We start from the raw sequence: 15,615 nt of genomic DNA, 5'->3' as shown, positions 1-15,615 counted from the left end.
GCAATCCTTTCCCGAGGGAGGACGAACATCATGATCAACGATCTCGACGGCGTGCGCGCCGTGGTGACGGGCGGGGCCCGCGGCATCGGGGCGGAGATGGCCAAGGGCCTGGCCGCGGCCGGCGCCCGCGTGCTCGTCGCCGATCTGAACGAGGAGGCGGCCCGCGCCATGGCGGCCGCGATCGGCGGGGAGACCATCGCCTGCCGGGTCGACGTGCGCGAGCGCTCGAGCGTGCGGGCGATGATCGAGACGGCGGCGGCGCGCTTCGGCGGGGTCGACGCCGTCTTCAACAATGCCGGCATCGCGCAGGTGCGCCCCTTCCTCGACATCACCGAGGAGGACTGGCGCACCGTGATGGACGTCAACGGGCTCGGCGTGCTCATCGGCATGCAGGAGGCCATCCGCCAGATGAAGCGCCAGGGCACCGGGGGCTCCATCGTCAACACCGCCTCGATCGCCGGCAAGCAGGGCTACGAGCCGCTGGCGCACTATTCGGCCTCCAAGTTCGCGGTCGTGGCGCTCACGCAGGCCGCCGCCCGCGCCTTCGGCAAGGACGCCATCCGGGTCAATGCCATCTGCCCGGGCGTCGTGGCGACCGATATGTGGAAGCTGATCGACCAGGGCTTCCGCGACAACGGTCTTTCCTCGTCCGAGAACGAGGCCTTCGACGGTTTCGCCGCCGGCGCCGTGCTTGGCCGCGCCTCGCGCCCCGACGACATGGCGGGCGTCGCCTGCTTCCTCGCCGGCAAGGGCTCGGCCTTCATGACCGGCCAGACGCTGCTCGTCGACGGCGGCATGGTCTTCGACTGAGGTCCCGACATCCGTTCCGCCGCGCCCGCGGGTGCGGCGCCATATCCATTCGCGAAGGGCCGGGAGGGCCGTTCGCAACGGGGCCGGGCCATCCCGCCCCGTCATCGTCAAAGGAGGAGACTGCATGAGCGAGACCCTTGAAAAGCCGGTGCAGACGAGCGACGCGCGCCGCAAGGCGGAAGCCTGGCTGGCCGAGTTCGAAGGCGCGCTGACGTCCGGCGACGTCGTGGCCGCCGCCGACCTCTTCGCCGAGGTCAGCTTCTGGCGCGACCTCGTCGCCTTCACGTGGAACATCCGGACGGTCGAGGGCCGGGCCGGGGTCGCCGACATGCTGTCCCATGTCCTCGACGGCGTGCAGCCGCAGAACTTCCGCCTCGCCGAGGAGCCGACGGAGGAAGGGGGCGTCGTCACCGCCTGGATCGAGTTCGAGACCAAGGTCGCGCGCGGCGACGGGCTCCTGCGCCTGAAGGACGGCAAGGCCTGGACGCTCCTGACCGCGATGACCGAGCTGAAGGGCTTCGAGGAGCCGATGAGCGAGCGCCGCCCGATGGGCGCCGAGCACGGCTCGCAGGCGGGCCGCAAGAGCTGGAAGGAGAAGCGCGAGGAGGAGGAGAGGACGCTCGGCTACGAGACGCAGCCCTATGTCCTCATCGTCGGCGGCGGCCAGGGCGGCATCGCGCTCGCCGCGCGGCTGCGCCAGCTCGACGTGCCCACCATCGTCATCGAGAAGAACGACCGGCCGGGCGATTCATGGCGCAAGCGCTACAAGTCGCTCTGCCTGCACGATCCCGTCTGGTACGACCACCTGCCCTATATCGACTTCCCCAAGAACTGGCCCGTCTTCGCGCCGAAGGACAAGGTCGGCGACTGGCTGGAAATGTACACCAAGGTCATGGAGCTCAACTACTGGACGCGCTCCACGGCCAAGAGCGCCCGCTTCGACGACGAGAAGGGCGAGTGGGAGGTCGTCGTCGACCGCGACGGCGAGGACGTCGTCCTGCGGCCCAAGCAGCTGGTGATGGCGACCGGCATGTCCGGCAAGGCCAACATCCCAAAATTCAAGGGCATGGAGCGCTTCAAGGGCGAGCAGCAGCATTCCTCGCAGCATCCGGGGCCGGACGCCTACAAGGGGAAACAAGTCGTCGTCATCGGCTCGAACAATTCGGCCCACGACATCTGCGCCGCGCTCTACGAGGGCGGGGCGGACGTGACCATGGTGCAGCGCTCCACGACCCATATCGTGAAGTCCGACAGCCTCATGGAATATGGGCTCGGCGACCTCTATTCGGAACGGGCGCTGAAGGCGGGCGTGACGACCAAGAAGGCGGACATGATCTTCGCCTCGCTGCCCTACCGCATCCTCCACGAGTTCCAGATCCCGGTCTACGACAAGATCCGCGAGGTCGATAAGGACTTCTACGCCGATCTCGAGAAGGCCGGCTTCCGGCTCGACTACGGCACCGACGGCTCGGGCCTCTTCATGAAATACCTGCGCCGCGGTTCGGGCTACTATATCGACGTCGGCGCCAGCCAGCTCATCATCGACGGCAAGATCAAGCTGAAGGCGGGCCAGGTCGAGGAGATCACCGAGACCGGCGTCAAGCTCGACGACGGCACCGAGCTTCCCGCCGACCTCATCGTCTACGCCACCGGCTACGGCTCGATGAACGGCTGGGCGGCCGACCTCATCAGCCAGGAGGTCGCCGACACGGTGGGCAAGGTCTGGGGCCTCGGCTCCGACACGCCCAAGGACCCGGGCCCCTGGGAAGGCGAGCAGCGCAACATGTGGAAGCCGACGCAGGTGGAGAACCTCTGGTTCCACGGCGGCAACCTCCACCAGTCGCGCCACTATTCGCAATATCTCTCGCTGCAGCTCAAAGCCCGCAAGGAAGGCCTGCCGACGCCGGTCTACGGGCTGCAGGAGGTCCATCACAAGGGCTGAGAACGCTCCTCCCGCCCCGGCCCGGAGACGTCGCGTCTTCCGGGCCGGAGGCCGCGCGCTCAAGGCCCGCGCCGATTCTTTTCACGATCCCGTCAGGACGCGGTGAACAAAACGTCCTGTGGCCCGTTCTTCCGGCGGGACATATCGCAACGGGTTTTTCGGGAGTCGACAATGCTCGGTTGGGCCATCACCTTCCTCATCATCGCGCTGATCGCGGCCGTTCTCGGCTTCGGCGGCATCGCCGGCACGGCCGTCGGCATCGCGAAGATCATCTTCTTCGTCGCCATCATCCTCTTCGTCGTCTCGCTGATCTTCGGCCGCCGTCGCGCGATCTGAGGCTTTCAGCGGAGCCATGACAAAAGGCCCGGGGCGCGATGGCGGCCCGGGCCTTTTCACGTCCTGCCTTCAGCGCTCCGTCAGAGCGAGGCGGGCACCAAGGCCCAGGAATGCGGCGGCGAATGCCCTGCGCAACCCCGTCATGACCGCCGGACGAGAGAGGATACGTTCTCGCGCCGCTGCCGCGAATGCCCCGTACAGCGCGAAGACCGCGAAGGTCAGCCCCATGAAGACGAGGCTGAGTTCGACCATCTGCAGCAGTGCCCCCGGCGCTTCGGTCGACACGAATTGCGGCAGAAAGGCAAAGAAGAAGATCGACAGTTTGGGATTGAGCAGGGTGACGAGGACGGCGGAGACGATGACGTCGCGATCCGACCGTAGGGACGCGTCCCGCTCGATCCGCAAGGGTCCGTGCTCGTTCAGCGTGTGCCACGCCATGTAGAGAAGATAGGCCACCCCCGCATATTTGATGATCTCGAAAGCGAGCGCGCTGGCATGAAGCAGCGCGGCGAGCCCTGTGATCGCGGCCAGCATGTGTGGGACGATGCCGAGCGTGCAACCGAAGGCGGCGACCATCGCCGCTCTGGTGCCGCGAGTCAGGTCGGCCGCGAGCGTGACGACGACGCCCGTGCCGGGCGACGCGATGACGATGAGGGATGTCGGAAGAAAGTCAGGGCTCATCAGGGGGCTCCGCTGAACGGCCGTCGTCGGTTGCCTCACCGGAGGATTGTCCTGCAACTGCCGCGACAATCCCATCGATTTCTCGATGCGGGGAGGGAGGGCGCAGCTGGTCCTCTTTCCGGATGGGGTCAGGTCCGGCCCGGGCGCAGGCCTGCCCATAAAACACACAGTGCAATTTGCGAGGGCACGTTCTACGCTTCGGGTCGCCGCAAGCTGGATGCGGCGTTTTCCGAGCGAGGCTGCCGATGAGCCGTGTGTCCGCCCTCCACCCCGTCGACGCGCGGCCGGGTGCGCCGCAGCTCTGGCCGCTCGCCTTGCAGCACGTCCTCGTCATGTATGCGGGCGCGGTCGCCGTGCCGCTCATCGTCGGGCGGGCGCTGAACCTGTCGCCGCAGGACGTCGCCTTCCTGATCTCGGCCGATCTCTTCGCCTGCGGGATCGCGACGCTCATCCAGTGCGTCGGCTTTCCCGGCGTCGGCATCCGCCTGCCGGTGATGATGGGCGTGACCTTCGCCTCCGTCGGGCCGATGCTCGCCATGGGCGCGACGCCGGGCGTCGGGCTCCTCGGCATCTACGGCGCGGTGATCGCGGCGGGCGTCTTCGGCATTCTCGTCGCCCCGCTCGTCGGGCGCATCCTGCCGCTCTTCCCGCCGGTGGTGACGGGCACGGTCATCCTCGTCATCGGCATCTCGCTGATGCGCGTCGGCATCAACTGGGCCGGCGGGGGCGTGCCGACCTTGCGCAAGGTGCTGGAGACGGGCGAGGCGGTGCAGGTGGCCAACCCCGCCTATGGCGCGCCGACGGGCCTTGCCATCGCGCTCTTCGTGCTCCTCGTCATCCTGGCGCTGGTGCGCTGGGGGCGCGGCTTTCTCGCCAATGTCGCGGTGCTCCTCGGCATCGTCGCGGGCGCGCTCGTCGCCACGGCGCTCGGCCTCATGCAGTTCGACAAGGTGGCGGCCGCGCCCTGGTTCGGGCTGGTCCTGCCCTTCCATTTCGGGGCGCCGCAGTTCCACCTCGTGCCCATCCTCACCATGTGCCTCGTCATGATCGTCGTCATGATCGAGTCGCTCGGCATGTTCCTGGCGCTCGGCGACATCACCGGCAAGGCGGTGGACAAGGCGGCGCTGACGCGGGGCCTTCGCGCCGACGGCGTCGGCACGCTGGTCGGCGGCGTCTTCAACACCTTCCCCTACACGTCCTTCTCGCAGAATGTCGGCCTCGTGGGCGTCACGGGCGTCAAGTCGCGCTGGGTCACGGCGGCGGGCGGCGCCATCATGCTGGCGCTCGGCCTGATGCCGAAGATGGCCGCGCTGGTGGAGGCGGTGCCGGTCACCGTCCTCGGCGGCGCCGGCCTGGTCATGTTCGGCATGGTGGCGGCGACGGGCGTGCGGATTCTCGCGGGCGTCGACTATGCCGGCAACCGCAACAATCTCTTCGTCGTCGCCATCTCGATCGGCGTCGGCATGATCCCGCTCGTCGGCCCCGGCTTCTTCCACGCCCTGCCGTCCGGTCTGCAGCCGCTCCTGGAATCGGGCATTCTTCTGGCCACGCTGATGGCCGTGGCGTTGAACGCCTTCTTCAACGGCGTCTCCGGCGAGGCCGAGGCGCGCCGCGCGACGAGCCTCGCCTCGCGGGCCGCCGACCACGCCTGAGCGGGCGGATGCGCGGGAGCGCTCAGGCGGATGCCTCTGCGCTCCCCCCGTCCCTGCCGCGCCGGTAGCGGATCGTCTCGAAGCGCATCGCCAGGAGATCGACAAGGAGGAGCCGCCCGACCAGCGGCTCGCCGGCGCCGGTGACGAGCTTGACGACCTCGGCCGCCGCCAGCGTGCCGAGGACGCCGGTCGTCGTGCCGAGAATGCCGGCCTCCGCGCAGGAGGGCACCATCCCCTCCGGCGGGCGCTGCGGGAAGAGGTCGCGGTAGCGCGGCAGCGCGCGCCCGTCCGGCCCGACCTCGTGCGGCTTGAGCACCGTCAGCGAACCCGAGAAGCGGTTGACGGCGGCCGTCACCAGCGGGCGCCTAAGGCTCTCGCAGAGATCGGCCATGGCATAGCGCGTGTCGAAATTGTCCGAGCCGTCGACGACGATATCATAGGCGGAGACGATCGCCGGGCCGTTCTGCGGATCGAGGCGCAGGTCATGGGCGACGAACGCGACATGCGGGTTCAGCGCCGCGACCCGCTCGGCGGCCGAGGCGAGCTTCGGGCGGCCGATATCCTGCGTGCCGTGCAGCACCTGGCGCTGCAGGTTGGAGAGCGAGACCGTGTCGTCGTCCGCCACGCCCAGGGTGCCGATGCCGGCGGCCGCGAGATAGAGGACGACGGGCGAGCCGATGCCGCCGGCGCCGACCACGAGGACCTTCGCGCGCTTCAACGCCTGCTGGCCCGCGCCGCCGATCTCGGGCAGCACGATGTGGCGGGCGTAGCGGGCGATCTCGTCCGAGGAGAGCGGTGTCTCGCTCATGGCAACTCCGGTGCTCGGGGCGGAGGGAAGGGCTCGCCGACGCCTTCGGCGGTCGTCGGGTGAAACTGCGCCCGGCTGCCGAGCGCGGAGAAGAGGTCCATGTCCGTGCCCGTCATGAAGGCCTGGACGCCCAGCGTCTCGACGATGTCGAACAGCGCCGCGCGCCGGCCGGGATCGAGATGGGCGGCGATCTCGTCGAGGAGGAGGATCGGAGAGAGGCCGGAAATGCGCGCGACGAGGCGGGCATGGGCGAGCACCAGGCCGACAAGGAGCGCCTTCTGCTCGCCCGTCGAGGAGAGGGCGGCGGGCATCGCCTTGCCGGCATGGGAGACGAGGAGGTCGCCGCGATGGGGGCCGGCGAGCGTGCGCCCGGCCGCGCGGTCCTCGAAGCGGCCCTCGGCCAGCGACAGCCGCGCCGCGTCCTCCAGATCGGCCGCCGGCCGGTCGAGCGCCATCGCCCCGTAGCCGCTGGTCAGCGCCAGCCCCGCCTGCGGGAAGGGACCGGAGGGGCCGGCCTCCAGGATCATCCCGGCGAGCAGCGCCACGAGTTCGGCGCGCGCGAGCGCGATGGCGATCCCGAGCTCGGCCATCTGCGCCTCGACGCCGGCGATCCAGGCATCCTCGCGCCGGTGCTCCGACAGGAGGCGGTTGCGCTGGCGCATGGCGCGCTCGTAGTCGGCCGCGCGCCGGCCGTGGCCGGGATCGACGGCGAGCACCAGCCGGTCGAGGAACTTTCGCCGGTCGCCCGCCGGGCCCGTGAAGAGCCCGTCCATGGCCGGCGTCAGCCAGAGGACGCGCAGGAGGTCGAGCAGCGCCTCGGCGCGGTCGGGCACGGTCTCGTCGATGCGGATGAGGCGCGTCGGGGAAGCCGCGTCCGGGCGGAGCTGCGTGGCGATGCGGCTCTCGACGCCGTTCGAGACGATCTCGGCGCCGACCGAGAAGCCGCCGGAGCCGTCCTTGCGGGCGAGATCCTGCGTCACCGCGCGGCGAAGGCCGCGGCCGGGCGAGAGGAGCGAGAGCGCCTCCAGGAGATTCGTCTTGCCCGACCCGTTCTCGCCGGCGAAGACGACGAAGGGCCGGGTGAAGGCCAGGCGCAGGGCGGCGTGGTTGCGGAAGTCGACGAGGCGCAGCACGCTCACGCGCACGAGCGGCGCCGGCGCCTCCGGCCCGGAACCGGTCGCAGGCACGAGCCGCGCGCTGGAGGAGACGGTCGTCGTCTCAGACCCGCATCGGCATGAGAACGTAGAGCGTGCGCGCGTCGCCGCCGTCGCGGATCAGCGTCGGCGAGCCGGGATCGGCCAGCATGAACACGGCCTCCTCGCCCGAGAGCTGGCCGGTGATGTCGAGGAGATACTTGGCGTTGAAGCCGATCTCGATCCCGTCGCTGTCGTAGCCGACGGCCAGTTCCTCCGTCGCCGTGCCCGAATCGGGCGAGTTCACGGTCAGCACCAGCTGTCCGTCGCCGACGGCGAGCTTCACCGCGCGCCCGCGCTCGGAGGAGATGGTGGAGACGCGGTCGACGGCGGCCGAGAAGCTCTGCCGGTCGAGCGTCAGCTCCTTGTCGTTGCCGGTCGGGATGACGCGCTGATAGTCCGGGAAGGTGCCGTCGATGAGCTTGGAGGTCATCACCACCGCGCCGATGGAGAAGCGGATCTTGGAATCGGAGAGCTCGACGCCGATCTCGTCCTCCGCGCCGCAGTCGCCGAGGAGCTTCTGCAGCTCGCCCACCGTCTTGCGGGGCACGATGATGCCGGGCATGCCCTCCGAGCCGCTGGGCGCGTCCATCTCCGCGCGCGCCAGGCGATGGCCGTCGGTGGCGACCGCGCGCAGCTGCAGCGTGCCCTCCGTCTCGATCGTGTGGAAGAAGATGCCGTTCAGATAGTAGCGCGTCTCCTCCGTCGAGATCGCGAACTGGGTGCGCTCGATGAGGCGCGCGAGTTCGCCCGCCTTCATCCTGAAGGCGTGCGAGAAGGTGCCGGCGGTGATGTCGGGGAAGTCGGATTCGGGCAGGCACTGGAGGCGGAAGTTGGAGCGCCCGGAGGAGACGGTCATCTGGTTGCCGTCGGGATTGGTGGCGAGCTTCACCTCCGAACCGTCCGGCAGCTTGCGCACGATGTCGTAGAGGAGGTGGGCCGGAACGGTCGTCGCCCCCTCCTGCTCGCCGAGCGCGGGCACGCCCTCGGTGATCTCGATGTCGAGATCGGTCGCCTTCAGCCGCAGCGCCTCGCCCTCGGTGCGCAGGAGCACGTTGGACAGGATCGGGATCGTGTTGCGCCGCTCGACCACGCGATGGACATGGGCCAGCGACTTCAGAAGATTGGACCGTTCGATGATGATACGCATGGAAGGACGCCGTTTCATTCGGGACGGGCGCGGCGGCGGCCCGGCTTTTCAGGCCGCGCCACCGCGCAAGGAGTGGAACCTTGTAGAACAGACCGCAGCCGGAACAAAGCGGCGCTCTCGGCGCGCCGCGCCTTTCGCCCGCGCAGGGTAAACGGGCGGCGGTCCGGCCGATCGTCCCGACCCCGGCGGCCGGGCCGGCAGGGCAGGGCGGCGGCCGGAGCGGGCCGCCCTCGCCCTCACTCCTCGATCATGCGGCGGATGATGTCGAGCTCCTCGGAGAGCTTGGGATCGGCCGCCCGCTCGCCCTCGATCTTGCGCACGGCGTGCAGCACGGTCGTGTGGTCGCGCCCGCCGAACCTGCGGCCGATCTCGGGCAGCGAGCGGGGCGTCATGGTCTTGGCCAGATACATGGCGATCTGGCGCGGGCGCACGATGGTGCGGGTGCGCCGGGCCGAGAGGAGGTCGGTGCGCGACACGTTGTAGTGGCGCGAGACGAATTTCAGGATGTCCTCGACGCGCACGCGCCGCTCGCCGCTGGTGCGCGTCAGCTGGTTGAGGAGATCGTCGAGATGCTCGGCTGAGAGCGGCTGGCCGAGCGAGTGGCGGAAGGCGATCTGGTTGAAGGCGCCCTCGAGATCGCGGCCCGAGCCCGCCACGCGCGTGGCGATCGTCTCCACGACCTTCTCGGGAATGGCGAAGCTCGGATCGTCCCGGGACAGCATCTCGGCGCGCGAGGCGAGCATGGCGCGGCGCATCACGAGGTCCGGCGGGGCCATTTCCAGCGTGACGCCGCCGGCCAGGCGCGAGCGCACGCGCGGGTCGAGCGATTCCAGCTCCACGGCCGGCCGGTCGGCGGCGCAGATGACCTGCCGGGCCGAATCGATCAGCGCGTTGAGAAGGTGGCAGAACTCCTGCTGCAGCGAGCGCCCCTGCAGGAACTGCACGTCGTCGATGATGAGGATGTCGATGCCGCGCAGCGTCTCCTTCAGCTCGAGCGCCTGATTGTCGCGGATGGCGGTGGCGAAGCGCCACATGAAATATTCGGCGGTCAGATAGACGACGCGCGGCGCGTCCTCGCGCCGCGTGGCGGCATTGGCCAACGCCTGCAGGAGATGCGTCTTGCCGAGCCCGACGCTGGCATGGACGAAGAGCGGGTTGAAGCGCACCGATTGCGGGCCGTTCTCGGCGATCGCCCGGGCGGCGGCGAGCGCCACGCGGTTGGGCGCGCCTTCCACGAAGCTCTCGAAGGTGAAGCGCGGATCGAGCGGCGAGCCGAAATCGGTGGCGCTGCGCGGCGTCTCGGCGCGCGCGGGCGCCGCAGCGGCGGGGGCCGCCGCCAGCGCGAGGCGCTCGCCGGGGGTTCCCACCGCATTCGCCGGCAGGTCGGGCAGGGCGCCGGCCATGGGCTGGCGAAGGGTCACGCCGCCGCCGCGCACGGCGCTGCGCACGCACAGGTCCACCCGCAGCGTGCCCGGCACCTCTTCCTTGAAGATCTCGGTCAGGAGGTCGCGGTAATGCGACTGGATCCAGTTGCGCAGGAAGGCGGTCGGCACGGAGAGCTGGCAGACGCCGCGCCCGACCGAGTCGAGTTTCATGCGCTGGAACCAGCTCGTGTAGATGTCCTGGCCGAGCTGCGCCTTCAGGCGCGCGGCGACGCGGTCCATCACTTCCGAGCCGGTGCGTGCCGCAGGTTCAGTGCCCATATCGCCCGTTCCCTGGCTGGTCGTCCGATACTCGTTGGCGACGGGTGCGCTCGCCGGCCGGATCGCCGGCGCGGCGAAGCCGCCGGCGGGCCGGCGCGTGGGGGTCATTTCTGGGCCCATGGGAGACCCTCCGCCTTCCAGCCCGCCGAGAGACCGCGATGGCCCTCGCCGTCGACCGGTCCCTCGAACCCGTCGAGCACGTTGAAGCAGTTGATGTAGCCGCGCGCCGCCATGGCCGCCGCCCCGCCCATCGAGCGCACGCCCGACCGGCAGAGGAAGTAGAGTTCCGAGTTCTTGCCCGCGCCCGCAGCCCGGATCTCCGCCTCCACCTGGTCGGCGAAGGCGGACGGGTCGACATTCATCGAAGGGTAGCGCTGCCATTCCACGAGGATCGGCGCCTTGCCGATCGAGGCCAGGACCGGCAGACCGACATAGGTCCACTCGGCCACCGTGCGCACGTCGATCAGGAGGGCGTCGGGGGTCTGGCCGAGGGATTGCCAGCAGGCCCCCGCGGTCACGTCCCCCTTGTAGTGTGAAGTCATGGCAAAAATTCCCCTCGTACCGCGCACCAGGGGTGCCGGCCTGAAAAGGTTTGGAAAACCTTAAATTCGATCGCGCTTGTCGGGACCCTTAACGAAAACTTTCGTTGTCAGGCGTCTGGCGAGGCGTTCCGACGATCCGCTTTGGTAAATGACGCGAAAAACCTTTGGAAAACATTCCGCTCGCCGTCATTCATCTACCGTCCCCGCAGTCCGCATCGGAAATTATGAAACCGGGCCGGGGACGGCAAGGCGAGTCTTCAGGGAATCGGCGAAAGCGCGGCAAATCCGTGACGCGCCGGCCACCACCGGCACGCGGCCGCGCCGGTTAAGGCACTGGCACCCCTGACGATCCCTCCTCTTTCAAGGGCTGCGGCAGGTGGTGCGACAAGATAATTTTAGCCAAACCGGCCGGTCCGCTTGACTCAAGGACTCGCGTTCGGAGTTTTCACAGGCTTTTTTTATGAGCTCAGTGACTTCCTGTAACGGTCTGATCTAAAAACGATTTCCGTGGCGCCGCGGGAGGTGCCCGGAGGTTTCGCGTCAAAGTCGTGACGCTGGCATGACGGAGGGGGCGTCAAGCGCAAACTGCGTGCGAATCGCAGTCGGGCAACGATCGCGCGAGCGTCCGGATTTGCCGGAAGGAGGGCCGTTGAGCGGGGATCGCGGCCGTGAGCGCCCCGGCGGCCCGCGCGCGAGACCCGTCGCTCCCGTGCCGTCCCCCGCGCGCGCAGGGTGCGGGGACGGCAGGGCGGCCCTGCCTCCGCCGCGGCGGCGCCGTCCCGTTCGCGGCGGTCGGCACGGCCGAAAACGCAGAAGGGCCCGGCAAGATGCCGGGCCCTTCGATGCAGGTCGGTCGCGGTTCGGACGGTCGCAGGCCTCAGGCGGCCGCGCCGACGCCCTTCACGCGGTGGGCCAGACGCGCGATCTTGCGCGAGGCGGTGTTCTTGTGGACGACGCCCTTGGAGGCGGCGCGCATCAGCTCGGGCTCGGCGACCTTGAAGGCGGCGACCGCGGCATCCTTGTCGCCGGAGAGGATCGCCTCCTCCACCTTGCGCAGGAAGGTGCGCACGCGCGAGCGACGGGCGATGTTGACCGCGGTACGGCGGGCGATCTTGCGCGTGGCCTTCTTGGCCGATGAGGTGTTGGCCATCTCAGTCTCTCTCGTTCAGCGTGTCTGATGAGCGCGGGCGACGTGATCGGGCCGCGCATAAAACAGGGCCGGCGCCCGAAGGACGCCGCCGAAGATGGGGCCTTATAGGGGTGGCCCCGCCGGACGTCAATCCTCGTCGCCGTCCCGGACCCGCCTGCGGCAGGCCCGGCGCGTCATCTCTGGCATTGCGGGCAGAAGAAGGTCGAGCGGCCGGACTGCACGAGGCGCGCGACGACGCCCCGGCAGGCGGGGCGCGGGCAGGGCTCGTCCTCGCGGTCGTAGACGGCGAAGCGATGCTGGAAATAGCCGAGCGAGCCGTCCGCCTGGCGGTAGTCGCGAAGGGTCGAGCCCCCCGCCTCGATCGCGTCGGCGATGGTGGCGCGGATCTCGGTGGCGAGCCGCTCCAGGCGCTCCGTCGGCCGGCCGTCGGCGCGCACCAGCGTTCCCGCCGCCCGGCGCGGGGAGAGCTTCGCCCGCCACAGCGCCTCGCAGACATAGATGTTGCCGAGCCCGGCGACGATGGTCTGGTCGAGCAGCACCGCCTTCAGCGGCGCCGCACGTCCCATGAGGAAGGGCGCGAGCGCCGCCCCGCTCAGCGCGTTGCCGGTCGGCTCGATGCCGAGCCGGGCGAAATGGCGATGCGTCTCGAACTCGCCGCTGCCCAGCAGCGTCATGGAGCCGAAGCGGCGCGGGTCGTTGAAGACGATCGTGGCGGGCGTGCCGTCCGCGCGCGTCAGGGAGAAGCGGACATGGTCGTGGAGGCGCGCTTCCGAACGAGGGATGTGGAAGGCGCCTGGCACGAGCGTTCCCTCCGGCACCTCGATGCGGAAGGAGCCGGACATGCCGAGATGCATGGCGAGCCGCTCCTCGCCCGAGAGGTCGGCGAGGAGATATTTCGCCCGCCGCGAGAGCGAGAGGATGCGCCGGCCCGCCAGCCGCTCGCCGAACCGCTCGGGGAAGGGAAAGCGCAGGTCCGCCCGCGCGAGCGCCACCGCCTCGATGCGCGCGCCCTCCATGACGGGGGCGAGCCCGCGACGGACCGTCTCGACCTCTGGCAATTCGGGCATGTTGGCTTAAGTCCTGCACGACGATAAGAGGGCGCAGCGCGGCCCTGTCCGCGGTGGCGGCGGCGCGGGGACCCCCCGCGTCCTATCATCTTGGGCCGGCCTTCGCGCGCGGCAAGAAGCGAAGGGCCGACGAGATGTCGCGAGCGCGAGTGACCGGTGCCGAGGCGATGGAGACGAGCTACGGCTTCTCCACGGTGACGGGACGCGAGGAGAAGCAGGCGCGCGTCAACGAGGTCTTCCATCGCGTGGCCGAGCGCTACGACCTGATGAACGACCTCATGTCCGCCGGCATGCACCGGGTGTGGAAGAACGCCATGGTCGCCATGGCCTCGCCGCCGCGGCGCGCCGACTGGCGCTTCGTGGACGTGGCGGGCGGCACCGGCGACGTCGCCTTCCGCCTCGTGGAGGCCTCCAGCCGGCGCGCCACCGGCACGGTGCTCGACATCAACGCCTCGATGCTCGGCGTCGGCGCCGAGCGGGCGGCAAAGCGCGGCCTTTCCGACAACCTCACCTTCGTGGAAGGCAATGCCGAGGCGCTCGACCTGCCCTCGAACGTCTTCGACGCCTATACGATCGCCTTCGGCATCCGCAACGTGCCGCGCATCGACAGGGCGCTGGAAGAGGCCTTCCGGGTGCTGCGCCCGGGCGGGCGCTTCCTGTGCCTGGAATTTTCCGAGGTCGACATGCCCGGCCTCGACCGGCTCTACGACGAGTGGTCCTTCAAGGCGATCCCGCGCATCGGCGAACTCGTGACGCGCGACCGCGAGTCCTACGAATATCTGGTGGAATCGATCCGGCGCTTCCCCAATCAGGCCAATTTCGCGGCCGCCATCGAACGGGCCGGCTTCGAGCGCGTGACCCATCGCAACCTGTCCGGCGGCATCGCCGCGATCCATTCCGGCTGGAAGCTCTAGAGCGGACGAGACGTCCCGCTCCGCCAGAGATCCACCAAGACACGAGAGACGACAGACCCTTCCGTGGCCAATCCCATCTCCGGCACCTTCGCGCTCCTGCGCGCCGTCTTCGTCCTGGCACGCGAGGGCGTCTTCGCCTCGTTCCCGCGCGAGGGCCTGCCGGCCGGACCCACGCTGGCGCTGACGCTCGCCTCGCTCATCGCGCGCCGCTCGGCGGGCGAACGGGCGAGAAGCGAGAGCCTGTCGCGCGCGCTCAACCGGCTCGGGCCCTCCTATGTGAAGCTCGGGCAGTTCCTGGCGACGCGGCCCGACATCGTCGGGCTGGAGATCGCCACCGAACTCGGCTCCCTCCAGGACAAGGTGCCGCCCTTCCCCCGGGCCGAGGCCATCGCCGAGATCGAGCTGACGCTCGGCCGGCGCATCGACGACCTCTTCGTCGATCTCGGCGAGGTGGTGGGGGCTGCCTCGATCGCCCAGGTCTTCAAGGCGACGGTGCGCACGCCCGAAGGCGAGAAGTTCCTGGCGGTGAAGGTCATCCGGCCGGGCGTGCGCCAGCGCTTCCAGCGCGAGCTCGACGCCTTCGCCTTCATCGCGCGGCTCCTGGAGATCTTCGTGCGCTCGGCGCGGCGCCTGCGGCCCGTGGCCGTCGTCGAGACGCTGGCGCAGGCGACCCGCATCGAGATGGATCTGCGCCTCGAGGCCGCCGCCTCCTCGGAAATGGCCGACAACATCGCCGAGGACCCGGGCTTCCGCGTGCCCAAGGTCGACTGGGAGCGCACCGGCCGCGACGTCCTGACGATGGAATGGATCGACGGGATCAAGATGAACGACGTGGCCGCGATCGCGGCCGCCGGCCACGACCTGCCCCTCCTCGGCGCCACGGTCGTGCAATCCTTCCTGCGCCATTCCATGCGCGACGGCTTCTTCCACGCCGACATGCATCCGGGAAACCTCTTCGTCGATGCGGACGGCAAGGTCGTGGCGGTCGATCTCGGCATCGTCGGGCGCCTGTCGCGCGATTCCCGCCGGTTCCTCGCCGAGATCCTCTACGGCTTCATCAAGCGCGACTACCAACGGGTGGCCGAAGTGCATTTCGAGGCCGGCTACGTGCCGCGCGGACAGGACGTGATGAGCTTCGCGCAGGCGCTGCGCGCCATCGGCGAGCCGATCCACGGCCAGCCGGCCGAGACGATCTCGATGGGCCATCTTCTGACGCTGCTCTTCGAGGTGACCGAGCTCTTCGAGATGCGCACGCGCCCCGAACTCGTGCTCCTGCAGAAGACCATGGTCGTCGTGGAGGGCGTGGCGCGCTCGCTCGATCCGCGCTTCAACATGTGGGTCGCCGCCGAGCCGGTGGTGACGGACTACATCCTGCGCGAGCTCGGCCCCGCCGCCAAGCTGCGCGACGCCAAGGAGGGCCTGGACGCGCTCCTGCGCGTCGCCCGCCGCCTGCCCGACTTCGCCGACGGGCTGGAGATCCTCGCCAAGCAGATGCCGGACCTCATCGAGAACGGCATCCACATCAACGACGACGACCTCATGGAACTCGCCAAGGAAGGGCGCGTCGCCATCGCCATCGGCCATGTCGCCCAGATCGTCGCCGCCGCCGCGCTCGTGGTGATCGCCTGGAAGCTGACGGTCGGGGGGTGAGGCCGGGGTTCGTTGCG

The 15,615-nt window shown here is 69.5% G+C and carries 14 protein-coding genes; 6 read left to right on the top strand and 8 right to left on the bottom strand.

What is annotated here, in order from left to right; genetic code table 11:
- Positions 1–30 precede the first annotated feature (30 nt).
- The 3 genes from ASG48_RS12125 (at position 31) to ASG48_RS17980 (ending at position 3,088) form a co-directional block, all read left to right on the top strand.
- Positions 31–810, top strand: a complete 780-nt coding sequence (locus ASG48_RS12125) for a glucose 1-dehydrogenase (RefSeq protein WP_055850024.1) — start codon at positions 31–33, stop codon at positions 808–810.
- A 124-nt stretch (positions 811–934) separates the two neighbouring features.
- Complete coding sequence (locus ASG48_RS12120; RefSeq protein WP_055850022.1) at positions 935–2,752, top strand: NAD(P)/FAD-dependent oxidoreductase; 1,818 nt, start codon at positions 935–937, stop codon at positions 2,750–2,752.
- A 171-nt stretch (positions 2,753–2,923) separates the two neighbouring features.
- Positions 2,924–3,088 (top strand): DUF1328 domain-containing protein, encoded by a 165-nt coding sequence (locus tag ASG48_RS17980; protein WP_082529439.1) that lies wholly within the window; start codon positions 2,924–2,926, stop codon positions 3,086–3,088.
- Between the two features lie 69 nt (positions 3,089–3,157).
- Here the strand turns inward: ASG48_RS17980 and ASG48_RS12115 are convergent, their stop codons facing one another.
- Entirely contained in the window at positions 3,158–3,769 is a 612-nt protein-coding gene (locus ASG48_RS12115) for a LysE family translocator (protein ID WP_055850615.1), read from the bottom strand.
- 245 nt (positions 3,770–4,014) lie between these two features.
- Between ASG48_RS12115 and ASG48_RS12110 the strand changes: the two genes are divergently transcribed.
- Positions 4,015–5,421, top strand: a complete 1,407-nt coding sequence (locus ASG48_RS12110; RefSeq protein ID WP_055850020.1) for a nucleobase:cation symporter-2 family protein — start codon at positions 4,015–4,017, stop codon at positions 5,419–5,421.
- Positions 5,422–5,443: 22 nt separating this feature from the next.
- Here the strand turns inward: ASG48_RS12110 and moeB are convergent, their stop codons facing one another.
- The 7 genes from moeB to mutM all read right to left on the bottom strand — a co-directional run bounded on the left by moeB (position 5,444) and on the right by mutM (position 13,034).
- On the bottom strand, positions 5,444–6,229 hold the full coding sequence (gene moeB / locus ASG48_RS12105; RefSeq protein WP_055850018.1) for a molybdopterin-synthase adenylyltransferase MoeB: 786 nt from the start codon (positions 6,227–6,229) through the stop codon (positions 5,444–5,446).
- A complete protein-coding gene (gene recF / locus ASG48_RS12100; protein WP_156381582.1) occupies positions 6,226–7,416 on the bottom strand; it encodes a DNA replication/repair protein RecF in 1,191 nt (396 codons plus the stop codon). The genes moeB and recF overlap by 4 nt, the downstream gene beginning before the upstream one ends.
- Before the next feature lie 31 nt (positions 7,417–7,447).
- Positions 7,448–8,572, bottom strand: coding sequence for a DNA polymerase III subunit beta (gene dnaN / locus ASG48_RS12095; RefSeq protein ID WP_055850015.1), 1,125 nt, complete (start codon positions 8,570–8,572; stop codon positions 7,448–7,450).
- 236 nt (positions 8,573–8,808) lie between these two features.
- Positions 8,809–10,383 carry a chromosomal replication initiator protein DnaA gene (gene dnaA / locus ASG48_RS12090; protein ID WP_082529438.1) on the bottom strand — a complete coding sequence of 525 codons (1,575 nt, stop codon included), beginning with the start codon at positions 10,381–10,383 and terminating at the stop codon, positions 8,809–8,811.
- Complete coding sequence (locus ASG48_RS12085; RefSeq protein ID WP_055850013.1) at positions 10,380–10,817, bottom strand: rhodanese-like domain-containing protein; 438 nt, start codon at positions 10,815–10,817, stop codon at positions 10,380–10,382. The genes dnaA and ASG48_RS12085 overlap by 4 nt, the downstream gene beginning before the upstream one ends.
- Before the next feature lie 877 nt (positions 10,818–11,694).
- Positions 11,695–11,967, bottom strand: a complete 273-nt coding sequence (gene rpsT, locus ASG48_RS12080) for a 30S ribosomal protein S20 (RefSeq protein WP_055850011.1) — start codon at positions 11,965–11,967, stop codon at positions 11,695–11,697.
- A gap of 173 nt (positions 11,968–12,140) precedes the next feature.
- The gene (mutM, locus tag ASG48_RS12075) at positions 12,141–13,034 is read right to left on the bottom strand and encodes a bifunctional DNA-formamidopyrimidine glycosylase/DNA-(apurinic or apyrimidinic site) lyase (RefSeq protein ID WP_055850010.1); all 894 of its coding nucleotides are present in this window, start codon (positions 13,032–13,034) and stop codon (positions 12,141–12,143) included.
- A 134-nt stretch (positions 13,035–13,168) separates the two neighbouring features.
- On the opposite strand from mutM, the gene ubiE reads away from it, so the two are divergent.
- Positions 13,169–13,948 carry a bifunctional demethylmenaquinone methyltransferase/2-methoxy-6-polyprenyl-1,4-benzoquinol methylase UbiE gene (gene ubiE / locus ASG48_RS12070; protein WP_055850007.1) on the top strand — a complete coding sequence of 260 codons (780 nt, stop codon included), beginning with the start codon at positions 13,169–13,171 and terminating at the stop codon, positions 13,946–13,948.
- A gap of 63 nt (positions 13,949–14,011) precedes the next feature.
- The gene (gene ubiB / locus ASG48_RS12065; RefSeq protein ID WP_055850005.1) at positions 14,012–15,598 is read left to right on the top strand and encodes a 2-polyprenylphenol 6-hydroxylase; all 1,587 of its coding nucleotides are present in this window, start codon (positions 14,012–14,014) and stop codon (positions 15,596–15,598) included.
- Positions 15,599–15,615: the final 17 nt, after the last annotated feature.

The organism is Aurantimonas sp. Leaf443, assembly GCF_001425575.1.
Lineage (GTDB): Bacteria > Pseudomonadota > Alphaproteobacteria > Rhizobiales > Rhizobiaceae > Leaf443.
Note: the sequence above shows the minus strand (reverse complement) of the source record. Positions and strands in the feature narration are given on the sequence as shown.

Coding starts and splice junctions, on each gene's coding strand:
- dnaN (WP_055850015.1), bottom strand. CDS start 8,572: ATGCGTATCATCATCGAACGGTCCAATCTTCTGAAGTCGCTGGCCCAT.
- ASG48_RS12120 (WP_055850022.1), top strand. CDS start 935: ATGAGCGAGACCCTTGAAAAGCCGGTGCAGACGAGCGACGCGCGCCGC.
- ASG48_RS12125 (WP_055850024.1), top strand. CDS start 31: ATGATCAACGATCTCGACGGCGTGCGCGCCGTGGTGACGGGCGGGGCC.
- ASG48_RS12085 (WP_055850013.1), bottom strand. CDS start 10,817: ATGACTTCACACTACAAGGGGGACGTGACCGCGGGGGCCTGCTGGCAA.
- ASG48_RS12110 (WP_055850020.1), top strand. CDS start 4,015: ATGAGCCGTGTGTCCGCCCTCCACCCCGTCGACGCGCGGCCGGGTGCG.
- rpsT (WP_055850011.1), bottom strand. CDS start 11,967: ATGGCCAACACCTCATCGGCCAAGAAGGCCACGCGCAAGATCGCCCGC.
- ubiE (WP_055850007.1), top strand. CDS start 13,169: ATGTCGCGAGCGCGAGTGACCGGTGCCGAGGCGATGGAGACGAGCTAC.
- ASG48_RS17980 (WP_082529439.1), top strand. CDS start 2,924: ATGCTCGGTTGGGCCATCACCTTCCTCATCATCGCGCTGATCGCGGCC.
- mutM (WP_055850010.1), bottom strand. CDS start 13,034: ATGCCCGAATTGCCAGAGGTCGAGACGGTCCGTCGCGGGCTCGCCCCC.
- dnaA (WP_082529438.1), bottom strand. CDS start 10,383: ATGACCCCCACGCGCCGGCCCGCCGGCGGCTTCGCCGCGCCGGCGATC.
- ASG48_RS12115 (WP_055850615.1), bottom strand. CDS start 3,769: ATGAGCCCTGACTTTCTTCCGACATCCCTCATCGTCATCGCGTCGCCC.
- moeB (WP_055850018.1), bottom strand. CDS start 6,229: ATGAGCGAGACACCGCTCTCCTCGGACGAGATCGCCCGCTACGCCCGC.